The 15133-nt window shown below is 36.9% G+C and carries 9 protein-coding genes and 2 pseudogenes; 7 read left to right on the top strand and 4 right to left on the bottom strand.

Translation table 11 applies throughout. The features are described 5' to 3' along the window. Both I6F41_RS17065 and I6F41_RS18215 read right to left on the bottom strand, forming a co-directional pair. Nucleotides 1–215, bottom strand: a 215-nt coding sequence (locus I6F41_RS17065) for an RRXRR domain-containing protein (RefSeq protein WP_197108843.1), incomplete at its 3' end; no start/stop codon positions are given. A gap of 2137 nt (nt 216–2352) precedes the next feature. Further along, entirely contained in the window at nt 2353–2493 is a 141-nt protein-coding gene (locus I6F41_RS18215; RefSeq protein ID WP_442960632.1) for a transposase, read from the bottom strand. A 2-nt stretch (nt 2494–2495) separates the two neighbouring features. On the opposite strand from I6F41_RS18215, the pseudogene I6F41_RS17055 reads away from it, so the two are divergent. After that, nucleotides 2496–2765 (top strand): annotated as a pseudogene (locus I6F41_RS17055) (zinc ribbon domain-containing protein); the annotation flags it as partial. 1195 nt (nt 2766–3960) lie between these two features. Here the strand turns inward: I6F41_RS17055 and I6F41_RS17050 are convergent. Beyond that, nucleotides 3961–5043 carry a ParB family protein gene (locus I6F41_RS17050; RefSeq protein WP_181718171.1) on the bottom strand — a complete coding sequence of 361 codons (1083 nt, stop codon included), beginning with the start codon at nt 5041–5043 and terminating at the stop codon, nt 3961–3963. 4 nt (nt 5044–5047) lie between these two features. After that, a complete protein-coding gene (locus I6F41_RS17045) occupies nt 5048–6253 on the bottom strand; it encodes a ParA family protein (RefSeq protein ID WP_089369339.1) in 1206 nt (401 codons plus the stop codon). Nucleotides 6254–6619: 366 nt separating this feature from the next. Between I6F41_RS17045 and I6F41_RS17040 the strand changes: the two genes are divergently transcribed. The 6 genes and pseudogenes from I6F41_RS17040 to I6F41_RS17015 all read left to right on the top strand — a co-directional run. Then, nucleotides 6620–7693, top strand: coding sequence for a replication initiation protein (locus I6F41_RS17040; protein ID WP_181718196.1), 1074 nt, complete (start codon nt 6620–6622; stop codon nt 7691–7693). 2853 nt (nt 7694–10546) lie between these two features. Beyond that, on the top strand, nt 10547–11392 hold the full coding sequence (locus I6F41_RS17035; protein WP_331460904.1) for a restriction endonuclease: 846 nt from the start codon (nt 10547–10549) through the stop codon (nt 11390–11392). 23 nt (nt 11393–11415) lie between these two features. Further along, nucleotides 11416–12351: a hypothetical protein gene (locus I6F41_RS17030; protein ID WP_197108841.1), complete on the top strand. Its 936-nt coding sequence runs from the start codon at nt 11416–11418 to the stop codon at nt 12349–12351. Between the two features lie 81 nt (nt 12352–12432). Beyond that, a complete protein-coding gene (locus tag I6F41_RS17025; protein ID WP_197108839.1) occupies nt 12433–13452 on the top strand; it encodes a type I restriction-modification system subunit M in 1020 nt (339 codons plus the stop codon). A gap of 59 nt (nt 13453–13511) precedes the next feature. Then, nucleotides 13512–14674 (top strand): IS3 family transposase gene (locus I6F41_RS17020; RefSeq protein ID WP_197108837.1). Its coding sequence is split into 2 segments (ribosomal slippage): nt 13512–13767 and nt 13767–14674, totalling 1164 coding nucleotides; the frame shifts between segments, so codons are not numbered across the junction. A gap of 10 nt (nt 14675–14684) precedes the next feature. Continuing rightward, a pseudogene (locus tag I6F41_RS17015) lies at nt 14685–14891 on the top strand (hypothetical protein); the annotation flags it as partial. Between the last annotated feature and the right edge of the window lie 242 nt (nt 14892–15133).

Raw genomic sequence — 15133 nt, 5'->3', positions numbered from 1 at the left:
CCATTTGCGATAGCTGCACAGCCAACGTGTTTACTGCCAGTGTCCATGCCAGCAACTACGTGCTGAGTATGGCCGCTAGACCCATGCAATAATTTGATTGTGAACGGGGTGCGTTTGACTACCTTAGCTTCGCCAGCTCTAAGCAGCTTACGTGCTTTAGCTGTCTTGCAAGGCATCAAAGGCTTCCCGTGCTTGTTAAGTACATACGCTAACATAGCGCGTATCTCCTTCGAGTTGTGCGTATAACTGTGCTTGAGGCACACAGCAAACTCGACTTCCTCTCGACCAGATAATTTAGCTTCGCAACGTGGTTGACTGCCCATAACTCAATAGGACTGTTTACAGTGCCACGAAAGAGCGTGGAACTGAGGCGGCATTCCAAGGTTTCTACATCTAAATTATCGTTTTACTAACATTTCTAATCCTCAGTTAGTGGTCTGGTCAACAAGCGCTTTTACAAGCTCATCCCTTTAGGGGTGAGTAGTTGACCCTATCTTTCACTATCAAATTTATACTCCATACAGAAATTACGTAATATAAAATTATAAATATAAGCAGCTTATTTTTGCCCTTAATAACACCTCTCAACCTATTTTTTCGCCTTTTTAAATACAAATGAGCAGTAACAAAACCATATAGATGTGATGGTTAAAAAGTCATTCGTATCCTTGCCCATCCTTTAATAAATATAGATTAGCACATCGCTAAAATGGTGAAATTAAACTTTTATTAACTCAACCAACGCTAATAGCGCGCTGCATTTTTCCTAGTAGATGATTTAAAGTATTAATGCACATACATGTGCAGCTTTTACCTATAAATCACAGCAATTAAGTTTGATTTAATTAAGTTAAATGCACATGTATGTGCAGCTCTGTTTTAAAATCACCTGTTACTTTGAGTGTTCTACGTTTTACTTTGTTTTTATATCACATGTGCAGCTTTAATTAATAAATGCACATGTATATGTGCATCTTTGTTTTAGAGCTGGCTTATTCTTCTTAAAACGCTCACACCTTGCTTTGCAATTGTTCCACATGTGCATTTGTTACTAATAAATGCACATGCATGTGCATTTATTTTTTTATAGGCGATATTTATCTTAATTCCCCGCTCCACATGTGCAGCTTTAATTTTAAATGCACATGTATGTGCATCTTTACTTTAGAGGCACCTTGTTTTTTTTGAGATGTTCACGCCTTGCTTTTCTCGCGTTCCGCATGTGCATTTTTTACTAATAAATGCACATGTATGTGCATTTATTTTTTTTAAAGGCGATATTTATCTTAATTCCCCGTTCCACATGTGCAGCTTTAATTTAAAATGCACATGGTAGTTATTTACATTTTTTCTTATTTATCAACCTTTCCTTAGTTGTGTGTGACCAACTACTTTTTTTGGTTTTGCGTTCGTTTCCGTTTGAAATTTTTTTACCTAAATCGTTAGAGCGTCGAAATTAGTATGCTCTAATTATTAAAAGTTTTTTTCTTTAGTTGATAATAAGGTTATTGCTAACAGAGGTAAGGGGGTTTGATTTGGAGACTGTAGGTACAACCTTAAAGCTGGATGACGGTGATGAAGTGCGCAATCTCTTAGCTACAAAAATAGAAAAGTTGATGCTTAGAGTTTGAGTGTAAGAAAGTAATAAGATTTTAAAAGTAGATTAGCAAAATGGTTTGAGGCTTAGGAAACACCAAATTAACTTCGGCCCTTTATTAAAACCTAGGGTGTCATGTTGGTATATAAAGAAATTTCCTACATTGAGTTACTCCTAGGTTTATCATAGACTCAATAATTTGAAAAACTGGAATGTTCAAACACCTAATCAGCCAAAGGACAAATCGCTGCATTAGTGCGAGAAAGTAAATGGCTCAAGTTACCCAATGATGTTTACCCAAGCAAAGAACGACCGTGAATAGAAATAACCATGACTTTAAAAGCGCTGTAGCGAGCCACGCAGCGCCAAACCAACACACCACCAGCAAGAGCATACCTTAACTGAGTATCACGCTCACAAGCAACCACAGCGCCAATTAAGCGATCACTTAAGAGTAATGCCGAGCTAAAAGAATATTGGAAAGGACTAGCAATGCAGCTCAAGACGAAAAAATTAAAAGCAGGTAAGCAAACCATTAGACTGCTCACAGTATCTGCGACTTTGGTTTTAATGTTGATAACAGCTGGGAATATTAATACTAGGGGGGATTACCACTTGAACATTATGCTTGCGCAATCTCGCCCTTTTAAGGGCGAGATTGCGCAAAAGGTAACTAGTCTTTTTTGTGACTTAAAGCGCGTGATGTTTTAATAGCTCTTTCACTTGGTGGTGTGCTTTGGTTTTCGATGTACTGCTTAACCACACCCAAACTCGTACCACCACATGACACAATAGCTAGGCGACCAAAAGTGATTACCCCAAAGCATTGTCTTTATCCGCCCCCAATACTCGCGCTTTAGCATGTATGACGATTTTCCTTTGAGCTTACCAAGCAGGGAAAGCCGTATTCAAAGTAAATCCAGCCTACACCAGTCAGGAGTGCGCCAAGTGCGATCACACTCCCCCCGACAACCGAGGATCACAAGAACTATTTTTGTGCGGTAACTGTGGAAACACTGACAATGCAGATAACAACGCATCACAGGTCATTAAGAAACGGGCAATTAACCTAATATTAGAAACTGGAATGGTGTTGTCTGACGGTGGAGTTCTACGAACCAAGTCAGATAGTGGACGTGGAGGCAATCGTAAGACTAGCCGAGCCTAAATCTCGACTAGCGGTGTCCAACGAAGCGTCAAAAAAGAAGAGTTAGCGACTTAGGCTGTTATCTTGGAAGCTCGCTGCTTTAGTTGCGAGTAGTTCACATGAACCTTAGCATATTATTAAATAATAAAATATTTCTTAGAAGTACACATAATGATATTAGAAATCAATCTTAATCAAATCCAGTCCAGTCCAAGAAGGACGGGTATTGGCCATTAATTTAAGTCTAACTCATAGGCCTTTTTAAGGTTATTAGTAACAGGTGAAATATTTAAACTTCTGGCAGTCTCTCGCTAAAGTAAAACTCCAACAACAAGTTACCCACAAAAAAGCTTATATTACTGCCTATAGGACACCTTTCTGTGGGTAAACCTCTGTTTTCAGAAAGTTATCCACGCATAAATACTCGCGCTTTTACGCATAAATACTCGCGCTTGTTGATCTTTCTCGATGGCTTTTTGAGCAGTGTGGTAAGTCGTTATAATTTGTTGCACCAAAAATAAACAGTAACTCCATACCATCGTGACTTTTCACCGCCCTCGAGAGAGGGTTTACAGCGAAATTGCTAAGTGGACGATGCAGTCTAAGTGGACAAAACGCCTAGCGGGTGTAGTCCAAGCAGGACGATGTAGTCTAAGTGGGCGCTAATATGCCTCAGAAAACGCAGTCCAAGCAGGGCGGTGTAGTCTAAGTGGGCACTAATATGCCTCAGCAAATGCAGCCCAAGCAGGGCGGTGTAGTCTAAGTGGGCAGTAATATGCCTCAGAAAATACAGTCTAAGCAGGACGGTGTAGTCTAAGTGGGCAGTAATATGCCTCAGAAAATACAGTCTAAGCAGGACGGTGTAGTCTAAGTGGGCAGATACACACCTCACGGATGTAGTCTAAACGGGGCTGTTCACTGTATTACTAATATTTTACCTTAGACATTTTTTGCATGAGATGCGCCTGAATTTGGCCATTAATTTAAGTCTAACTCATAGGCCTTTTTAAGGTGATTAGTAACAGGTAAAATATTTAAACTTCTGGCAATCTCTCGATGGGATGAGTCAGGCTAGATGCTGTTGATTTATTCAGCCTGAATAACTAGAAATAAAAAACACAAAGATACTTAAAAACAATAACTTAAAACAAATTTCCCGTTGAGGAATCTAAAAGGTATTCACTCATAAATTAGCTATGACTGAATACCTTTATTATTAAAGCGAGTCTTGCAACACTTTAGCAATAGCCTGGTCTAAAGTATCTTGTACTTCTTTTGTTAGCTGTGAAAACTCATAAGCGAATTTTCTACCTTTAACGCGCTTACGTGCATAGGTATTCTTTTTGCTAAAATTTGCAAGTGGAGTAACGATAGCCTGCTCGGTTGGCTTAGGTTTGTATGTTTTAATAGCGTCTGTAACTATTTTTAATACAGCTTCTTTATAATCGTCTTGAACTAATTCACTATTGATATTAATTATATTGCTTTCTATATCCTTTATAAATTCATTTACGTTTTCACCTAACGTTTTTTGTACTGTATTTAATACTTTGTAGTCTGAGTGTGACAATAAAGAAATATCCGGAAACAGCTCAATAATAGCACTATCGATAGAGGCAGCAGTTAGCGCCTTACTTACCTTAGCTTGGCTTAAGCCCATTTCTTCAGCTAATTCAGATTGCGTGAGTTTTTTATTATATTTTTTTTCATAAAGCTGACTTTCTAACTGACAACGCATACCAATTTCACGTAAGTTGTGCTCTTTACTAACTTGCAGCTGCTTAGCTAATGCTTTAGCGTCACCAGAGCTAATATCGTCATCTGTGACTAATATTTTAAATGAGTTAATTTTACCTGCTTCAAGCAAAAACCTAGCTCTACGCCTGGAGCCATCTAGCAGATCAATTACGCCATTAACTCTTCGGCCTATAGCTGGGTAATATTGTTGTATACATAATGAGTCTAGATCTTGAAGGGATTCTTTGGTAAGACCAGATTGATCTCGACCATTCACTTCAAATGTGACCGAAGTAAGCTCTTTAACTTGCTGATAACTTAATGTAATAGGAACAAATTGCGCTATTTTTCCTGATTTTAACTTCCAGGATACACTCTCTCCAACATTACTTATCCCTAGATGGGTTTGTAATACATCCATTAGTGATAATTTAGAACCAGTGACCTCTGCTTTTAATTGCTTTGCAAGCGACTCTATATTACTTTTCTGTCCTGACTCGATTGCATCTTGCGCTCCGACTGCATTGCCAAGTGGTGATCTTATTCCACGTTTTCTAGCCATGATTTTACTCCTGCTCCTGCTCTTGCTTACGCCATACATTTACAATATCGCGCTGTAGTTGACTTGTTACTTCATAAGCATTTTGCTGTGCCACTTGGTATGACATTTTACTTTTTGGGTACTCACTTTTAGACATATCAAACACCGTTGATAATAAAGATGATGCCTGCCTTACAGCTTCACTATTTTTAAATTCTTTAGAGTATAAATAAGGTGAAAAGCTATCATTAAGGCTATTGAGTAACTCCGTTGTTGTTGAACTGTCTTTATGATTTGTAATAAGTATTTTCATGAAGTCATACCCCTGATGCTTAGCATTATTCAATAATCCCCAGACTTGCGGTATATATGAAAAATAAGAACACGTTGCATCTATGTCATTTTCTGTAATTGATAGTGGGAAAAGTACACTGGTTGCGGCGTAGTAAGCGTTATACGTTGCATAGCCTAATGATGGAGGGGTATCTATTATGATAATATCGAATTCATCTTCAACTTCATTTAAAATCTTACTCAAAATAGAGTAGGGCGAACTTAGAGACTTATTAAATACGCCTTCATGAAACCACCCCTCAATACCACGATCTGATTGTGAGGCAGGTAAAATACGGAGGTTTGGAATTGTAGTAGGTAAAAAGGCACTTGAAATAGCTTCTTTTTTAGTTTCATTTTCGTCTAATTCATAGTTTCCCATGATCAGATCGCCTACAGATAAACAACCTTCTTGTGCTGATTCAGGGGCGTAATACATTGATAGTGTAGCTTGTCCATCCATATCAATAAGACCTACGCGATACTCTTGATGAAACTCAGTAGCTAGTCCTGAACCTATTGTTGCACTTGACACTGTTTTACCAACACCACCTTTTTGATTCTGAATCACTATAATCTGTGCTTTCTGCTTATCACTACGTTTGAACTTAGGTTCTTTACGTAATTCAACAGAGAGCGAATCTCTTACTTTATAAATTTCTTCGATGTCAATTGACCACTGTGCATCTTCGTGTCTACGTGGGTCAATACCCAGTGAAGCGCAATACCTATCTAAAGTTTTTACATCAATATCTAAATATATAGATGCTTCAGCTCGCGTAAAACTTCTAAGCTCCTTACGATGATTTACTAAAAGCCTCTGATTGCGTCTTTTTATATAGCGATCAGCGCCTTCCTTTAAATCTTGAAAAATGTGAGTAGTCTTTTCAATGGTCATAGATGAATCCCTTTTTATTTAAAACAAGTGTATCCCTTGTTTTTTGAGTTGTCCATGTGTTTTAGAGGTATTTGATTTTTGTTTTAGTTTTAGTTTTATAATTTGAGTTATTCACATTGAATAATTACCAAAAAAGAAGCCGTAGGTGTTGGCAAATGTGGCTTGTAGGCAAAATACAACTTGAGGAATATTTTTATCGTTATTTTAAAAAATGACTATTGAAATAACTACAAATAAAAGCTCCCCTCATCATCGAAATATAAGCTAATTAGAGAGTATATTTTAATGTCTAATATGTGTAATCTAGTAAAAACACCAAGAATATGTCATCAACTAGCAAATACAGTCTCGACATTGGAAGAAGAAATGAGTATCGATGAGAAAAAGAAAGTAGTTTCAAGGGATTCTCTTCCTAAACACATAAAAAAGAGCCATCAGATAGTATTTAGTCGCCAAGATTTATCTGCCCGTGAAGCAGATATATTTGCACTCATGATTGCAACTATGAAAGAAAGTGATTGGGTTGGAACAACCCCTAAATACGAGTTTTCAGCATCTCAGCTCTCCAATTGGCTCAATATAGCGCCAAAACATATAGCGACATACCTTAACCCTGTAGCTATGCGGCTATCACGATATAGCGTTGGTATAAAAACTGAAGATGGTAATGGTGAAATTGAATTTGACTATAAACCAATATTTAAAAATATAAGCTATAAAAACCGCACATTTACAATGATACCTAATGATCTTCTGAAGTCTGAGTTTATAGAGTATAAGCAAGGATTTGCGCTGATCAATACCACAAGCTTTTTATGCATAAAACAGGAATACGCAAAGCGACTCTATGAAATACTTAGTAGGTTTAAAGAGCCCGGCTACGAAATGCACTTGATTAAGCTTGATGAACTAAAAGGTTTATTTGGTCTATATGATGAAAAAGGGAATTTAAAATCAGATAAATTATCTTTTAAAAATAATGGGGTTTTTATGCAGAGATGCATTAGAAGCAGCATTGATATTCTCAAGGCCAATCCGACAACAAATAAAGAGCTATTATTTTATGAAAGTGCTAATGGTGAAGTTGGCTACGAATTAAAAAAACAAGGCAACAAAATCATAGCTATCAAATTCCTTATGAGTTGGATAACAAAAGGCAATATTGAGGAATTTAATGAACGCGATGCTATTACAACTATTAAAAAGCTAGAGCTTAAAAGGCAGCAATTAAAGTCTGAAGGCAATGGTAAAAAATTATCAACTGCAGAACTTAAACTGTTACTTTCTGCATACAATTACACTGGTAATGAGGAGCTATCTAATAAAATAGCTACAACCTTGATTGAAAGGCGTAATAACCGCGCAGAACAAGCATCCAGCAAAGAAGAAATTGATATTGCGAATAAACTGACTATAGATAATTTAGATATTCCATATTAAAAAGCATATTACATATTTTTGGTATGTGCTCTCAATAACACCAAAAATATGTAATGTAGCTCATATAAAATATGCTCACGTAGACCTATTTTTAATAACTTCCCATAAAATACGACGAATATAGCCCTACAAATAAATAAAACACCAAGAATATGTTACGTACATACAAAGATACAAGCTCTCAACACCAAAAATATGTTACGTACATGCAAAGATATAACCCCTAACACCAAAAATATGTTGCATACCTACAAAAATAGTACATGCAAAGATATAATCTCCATGATAAGAAATATGTTACATACACAAAAAAATGTTACATACAAAAATATAATCCCTCAACACCAAAAATATGTTACGTACATACAAAGATACAAGCTCTCAACACCAAAAATATGTTACGCATATACACAATTACAAACTTTCAACCTCAGAATTGTGTTAAATATATTAAAAAAGAGCTTAATCTATCATTTTGCATGCTAGCAATGAGACATATACTATAAAAATAGTGTATGTCGTCAGAACCTTATTCTAAAAAAGAACACCAAAAATATGTAATCTAAACACCAAAAATATGTAATCTAAACACCAAGTATATGATCCGAAACACCAAATATATGATCTAAAACACCAAATATATGATCTAAAACACCAAATATATGATCTGTTACCATGTTTTTATCTATTAATAACAATAACTTACAGACACCTATAGTTCTTATAGTTTTAATAGTTTTAATAGATTTAATAGAATTAATAGGTACTGTGGATATGTGAATAAGTTAATGACGATTCTAACGAGTTAATTGGATCAACATCTTACTAACTCATTAGTGAAATAGTTAATAATCAAGACTAATTACTCTATTAAGCTACTATTAAAAAGAATTAAGCTTTAAAAACACTATGGAGTAAGTAAATATCTGATCTCTAAAATGGGGTTAATATCAAAAATATTTATCTGTAGCTTGGCCATAGTAAAGCCTCTCACATCAAGAAGATTAGTCGCACATTAGCCTACATGGCTATTATAATAATCAAACAGAAAATATTAGCGCCTTTCCCCGGTTTATCATCGCCATATCAATACAGCCAAGTAATGACTTTAATTTGTTTCTTGCGGCATAAAGTATTGTTTTTGATAAAGCACTTTGCTGACAATACTCAGTGATAGTTAAATTGTTAACTTGCTACTCCTCTATAATACTACGCCAGAACTCAAGGCTACGTGTTTTCCTCATGTAAAGCTGGAGAAAGATTAATAGCTTTGACTGATTATTAGCAGGTGCCCTTTATTAGACGCTTATGGAAGTTATTACCTATTCATAAAGGCCTTTGAAAGGTCCCTTAAAAGACTAAAAATCAATCAAATATTTAACTTGAACAGGCAAGTATATATTTAGGTCTCTAAAGAGACCATTTAAGTTTTATTTTTAAACGCTACTTTTATTTTGGATAAATATCTCACTACCAAGTCACAATCCCAGATAAATAGGAAATGCTCCTATTAATCCCTGTAATAGCTATGTATGAGCTATTTTTGCGGAAATATGCATTACAATCCCAGAAATAAAGGGAATGCTCCTATCAATCCTCTGTAATAGCTATGTATGAGCTATTTTAGTGGAAATACGCATCACAATCCCAGAAATACAGGGAGTTCCCCTATCAATCCCCTGTAATAGTTATGTATAAGCTGCCTTCGTGGAAATATGCATCACAATCCCAGATAGATAGTTATTTGGGAAGTGATTGGAAAGTTCCATAGGGTTTATTCTAAGTAAAGAGGCAGAGTATTTTCCCCATTTAATGATAGAAGTTCTGCAGATGAGAGGTTTTTGTTTACTAACGAAATACTGAAAACAAGTCGTCAACAAAAAAGGGCGTTTCGATAGTACAATTATCAAATCGGTACGGATGTGAAATCCCTAATAAGAAAACTTTTTATAAGAGGATTGCTCAATACTGGCACAAACTAGCGATAAAAACCTTTACTCCAATCAAACTTAGATTGCGAAGAAGTAAGTTGCGGGCTGATTACTTCTTTGGGCAGCTTTAGTGATACCAGGATAAGTAGCGCTTTAACAGGTTTTTAAAAGCGCTACCTTCAGCCCACCACCAAAGCCCTATAGTTGGTTGCATCGGTTTTCTCCAGGTAGGGACCGAATAATGCCCTTAAAGTGTCTAAATACAGGGGAATAAAGCAGATATCAACCTAAGTCATTGATCTATAACTAGAGGTTTACTGCATCGGTTTTCCGAAGAAATCCCAGATAAACCCTCTTTCAAGTCTAAGAAAAGTAGAGCTTAAAGCACAAAATAAACCTAAGCAATTGTTTTATAACTAGAGGTTTGTTGCATCGGTTTAAAGCAGGGTATATAGGTTTGCTGCATCGGTTTGAGTGATTGACAATGGTGAACAAGGATTGATACATCAAATGGATAAAAAACAGTCTAATATCACAACTTATTTCATAAAATACAAAAATCACCTGTGAGAAACTGGGGTAAATAGACCGAAAAACCCTATAGGTTTAGTGCATCGGTTTAATAAAAACAGTGAAAACTCCGATAATACAGTCATAAACGCACCAGGAGCCGTTTGTAACTGTCCGTTCTTAGTTATTCTTACTACTCAACATAAACTGTGTTGATATGAGACACATGATCATTGCATAATCTTTGTCCCTTAATCTTAATGTGTATATTATCTCAACTAATAAAACAAAAGGATTAGCTGTTTAGTTATTAACTAATACGGCTTAGCAGGGAATAGTATGTCGTTACCAGATTACCAATCATTCATGACCCCATTACTGCTATGCTTAGCTAACGGTAAAGCTTAAAGAGATTGAAGCAAACGTTTATCAAAGCCTGAGCTTATCGGCAGAGCAGCTTAAACTGCGTATTCCTAGTGGAAAGCAAACCTATGCTTACCATCGTTTGGGTTGGGCTAAAACATACTTAGTACAAGCAGGCTTGATAGAGCAGCCTAAAAGAGCCTTTTGTAAAATCACACACAAAGGGTTGGCTGCCATACAAACGGGCGAACAAATCAATAACCAGTACTTAAGCCAATACCCTGAGTTTTTAGACTTTAAAACCCGTACTAAAGATACTAACAACTCACTAGACGAAAACACCACCAGCTTAGTAAATAGCAACTCACAAAAAACACCAGAAGAGCTAATAGAAGCCGCAGTAGATACGCTCAATACTAACTTGAGCGATGAAGTACTACAGGCTGTGCTTTCGGCCTCCCCTGCGTTTTTTGAAAACCTTGTAGTCGATTTAATGCTAGCTATGGGCTATGGCGGCTCACGTAAAGATGCGGGGCAAGCTACGCAATATACTCAAGACGGTGGCATTGATGGTGTAATAAAAGAAGATAAACTCGGCCTCGAAATGATATATTTACAGGCTAAGCGCTACACCAATAAAACAGTGGGTAGGCCAGATATACAAGCCTTTGCTGGTGCGCTAGATATGCACCGCGCTAAAAATGGGGTATTCATCATCACCACCAGCAGCTTTAGTAAAGACGCACTCGAATATGTTGGTTTAATTGATAAGCGTATTGTGCTGGTGGATGGTAAACAGCTAACAGAGCTAATGCTTACTCATAACTTAGGCGTTAGTATTAAACAGGTATTTGAAGTAAAAGCGCTTGATAGCGATTACTTTATTGAAGATTAAACTTAATAAAAAAGGATTTTAAAATGGCGATTAAAGCTGCAACTGTATTATTTATAAAGCTTGGCTCAAAAGGTGATTACGAGATTGAGTGTATTGAAAAAGAAGGTACGATAAAGTTAGATTACAGGCAAATTCCTCATGAGTTATGTTTAAGTAATAACTGGGATAAAGTGAGTGAGTTTATAGCTCTGGAATATAATACAAACAAAGCTTCGACAACAAGCCATCGAAATCAAATTAAAAGGTTTTACACCGAGCCTAAAACAACAATGTGGATTACATTTTACGACTGTAAATTGTGGTACTGTTTTGCTGAAGAAGAAGTTCTTCTTGATGAGAACAGTAGAACAAAATCACGTAAAACAGTTGATGGTTGGCGCAGTGTAGATAGTCAGAACAATTCACTTTTCATACAAACTCTAAGTGGCAAGTTGACTAAAGTACAAGGCTTCAGAGGTACAATTTGTGATGTTAAAGAAAAAGAGTACCTGCTTAATAAAATCAACAATACTCAACACCCTGATGTTAAAAATGTAGAGACGAATTTAGTATCACTTAAGCTCTCACTCGAAAAGATCATCCAATTGTTGTCACCGCAAGATTTTGAAGTATTTGTCGATTTAATATTTCGTTCATCGGGGTGGTCAAGGGTTGGCTCTGCGGGTAACACAATAAAAACGCTAGATATAGAACTCTTGGCGCCAGTTACAGGAGAACGTGCCATTGTTCAGGTGAAGTCACAGAGTAATCTAAGCTTATATCAAGACTATGAAAAACGATTAAATATTGAAGGTTATGACAGAGCTTTTTATGTAACTCACACTCCTGACAGAAAGCTAAGCGAACATATTAATACAATGGATAAAAATAATTTAATTCAGGTGTGGGACGCTGAAAAACTTGCTGATTTATCAGTAAATGCAGGATTAATTGAATGGCTTGTGAGTACTGTAGGCTAAAACCCTGAGAGCTTTTAGCGAGCACATCATTGACACAGTAGATGTTAATTTAAAACAGAGTATTAAGTAGAGAAAATATTAATGCCTCAACAGCATCAGAAAGAATTAGGAAAGCAACTCTGGAACATAGCAAATAGTTTGCGAGGCAGCATGTATGTCAATGACTTCCGGGATTACATATTAGGCTTTGTTTTTTATAAATATCTGTCCGATAAACTCACAATCTTTGCCGAACAGCTTTTAAGTGAAGACGAAGTTATATTTTCTAGAATTGATGAAGCCACCGAACAAGGCCAAGAGTATCTAAAAGTAGTAAAAGAAGAATCGCTTGATAAGCTGGGTTACTTTTTAAAGCCCTCAGAGCTTTTCCAGGTAATAGCTGAGCGTGGCGCTAGCAATAAATTTATTCTTGATGATCTAACTAACGTACTTAACCACATTGAACAAAGTACTTTAGATGCAGGCAGCGCCGATAACTTTAATGGCTTATTTGATGAGCTAGACTTAACCTCTAATAAGTTTGGTACAACGGCCGATGCACGTAATAAGTTAATTTCTAAAGTGTTAGGGAGTCTTCATAAGGTCAATTTTCAATTTGAAAGCAGTGAGATAGGCATACAGGGCGATGCTTTCGAATATCTTATCAATATGTTTGCTATTACTACCGGTAAAAAGAGTTTAGAGGTTTACACACCTCAAATGATATCTAGGTTGCTTGCTAGGCTAATTACCTTAGATAATTCAAATATTAGTTCGGTGTATGACCCCGCTTGTGGCTCAGGCTCATTATTGCTGAGTGTTGCCAAAGAGGTTAAAGATCCTGACTTAAAGATTTACGGCCAAAAGAAAAACTTAAAAACTTATAATCAAGCACGTATGAATATGTTGATGCATGGTATTGACTACGCAAATTTTGATATTAAAAATGGTAATACGATAGAAAAGCCTGCGCATATTAATCATCGTTTTAGCGCTGTGGTTGCAGTCCCCCCATTTTCTACATCATGGTCAGGTAGTCCCGCATTTAAAAGTGATCCCAGATTTATGGATTATGAAAAATTAGCACCTAGCTCTAAAGCTGATTTTGCCTTTATGTTGTGATTCAATGAAACCGGACACTAATTTAGGTGGTATTATTACCACTCAAACAGAGGTGTTCTATGACAAAACAACGTCGCTCTTTTTCTCAAGAGTTTAAATTTAATTCAGCAAAATTAGTCCTTGATGATGGATACTCATTTCCAGAAGCTGCTCGTTCACTAGAAGTCGGTGAAACAGCTCTTCGTCGTTGGGTTAAGCAATTGCAAGAAGAGCGTGGTGGCACAACACCAAACTCTAAAGCGCTTACTCCTGAGCAGCCTAGAATTCAGGAGCTTGAAGCTAAAGTTAATCGGCTTGAAAGAGAAAAAACAATTTTAAAAAAGGCTACCGCTCTCTTAATGTCAGACGAGATGAACAATATTCGTTGATAGACCAATTAAGTGAGCATGAGTCAGTGGAAATGGTCTGTAGCGTATTTAATGTTCCGCGTTCTAGCTATTACGATTTTAAGCAGCGTGTGACATCAATTAAACTTGAAGAGGTGCGACTTAGGTCAACGATTAGTGAGTTGTTTTCACTCAGTCGTGGAGCTGCCGGTAGCCGCATGTCGGTGGCAATGCTAAAAGACGCTGACTTACCTGTAGGCGTCTTTAAGGTACGCCGTATAATGCGTGACATGGGATTGGTCTGTAAACAACCTGGGCCTCATTCATATAAATTAGCGACGGTAGAGCGACCAGACATTCCAAACAGACTTAATCGTGAATTTGAAGTAAATAGCCCAAACCAAGTTTGGTGTGGGGGTATTACGTATATTTGGACGGGTAAAAAATGGTCTTATTTGGCTGTTATTATCGACTTATTTGCTCGTCGTGTGGTTGGCTGGGCAATGTCTGATAAGCCTGATACTGACTTAGTTATTAAAGCATTAGATAGAGCATACGAGCAACGGGGCAAGCCATCTGGGCTGATGTTTCATTCAGATCAAGGCAGTCAGTACAGCGCAAAAAGGTTTCAACAAAGGTTGTGGCGTTACCGAATAAAACAAAGTATGAGTCGCCGAGGAAATTGCTGGGATAATGCGCCAATGGAGCGCCTATTTAGAAGTTTAAAAACAGAATGGGTTCCCTCATTGGGTTATAGTAACTATCAAGAAGCTGAAAAAGATATTAGCAATTATTTGATGAATTATTATAACTGGCGCAGGCCACATAGCCATAATCAAATGGTTGCCCCTGCTGTAGCAGAGAAAAAACTTAATTCACTGTCCGGAATTAGTTGACCACAACACACAGCAAAAAGCGAAAGGTAATTCACACCAATCGGCAGTAAGAGCGTTGGCCTATAAATGGGTAAGGATCTTATTTAGGTGCTGGAAAACAGGAAAAGCTTATGATGAATCAAAATATTTAAAAGCACTAAAAGAGAAAGGTTCTCCTCTTTTTCTACCACTAAAAGAGAAAGGTTCTCCTCTTTTAGTGGTAGAAAAAGCTTGTTGAATGCCTCAGGGCGTGAAGCGGACATTCAAGCGTAACTCGTTTCTGCCCCATAATAAGTTAACGTAATTACTCTAAGGGTGGCTTTGAGCGAAAACTGGACGGTCGGACAAACTCACTTTTGGACAGAAACGTTTTAGAAAGTTAGTTCTTAAATAAGGTTTTGTAATGGAATGTCTACGCAAGTGGCCAGCTTTACTCCGTCACTGAAGTTGTCTAAATAATGTATATACATATCTAAAATG

The organism is Pseudoalteromonas sp. SCQQ13 (assembly GCF_015864415.1).
Lineage (GTDB): Bacteria > Pseudomonadota > Gammaproteobacteria > Enterobacterales > Alteromonadaceae > Pseudoalteromonas > Pseudoalteromonas nigrifaciens.
Note: the sequence above shows the minus strand (reverse complement) of the source record. Positions and strands in the feature narration are given on the sequence as shown.

Coding starts and splice junctions, on each gene's coding strand:
- I6F41_RS17050 (WP_181718171.1), bottom strand. CDS start 5,043: ATGGCTAGAAAACGTGGAATAAGATCACCACTTGGCAATGCAGTCGGA.
- I6F41_RS17045 (WP_089369339.1), bottom strand. CDS start 6,253: ATGACCATTGAAAAGACTACTCACATTTTTCAAGATTTAAAGGAAGGC.
- I6F41_RS17040 (WP_181718196.1), top strand. CDS start 6,620: ATGAGTATCGATGAGAAAAAGAAAGTAGTTTCAAGGGATTCTCTTCCT.
- I6F41_RS17030 (WP_197108841.1), top strand. CDS start 11,416: ATGGCGATTAAAGCTGCAACTGTATTATTTATAAAGCTTGGCTCAAAA.
- I6F41_RS17025 (WP_197108839.1), top strand. CDS start 12,433: ATGCCTCAACAGCATCAGAAAGAATTAGGAAAGCAACTCTGGAACATA.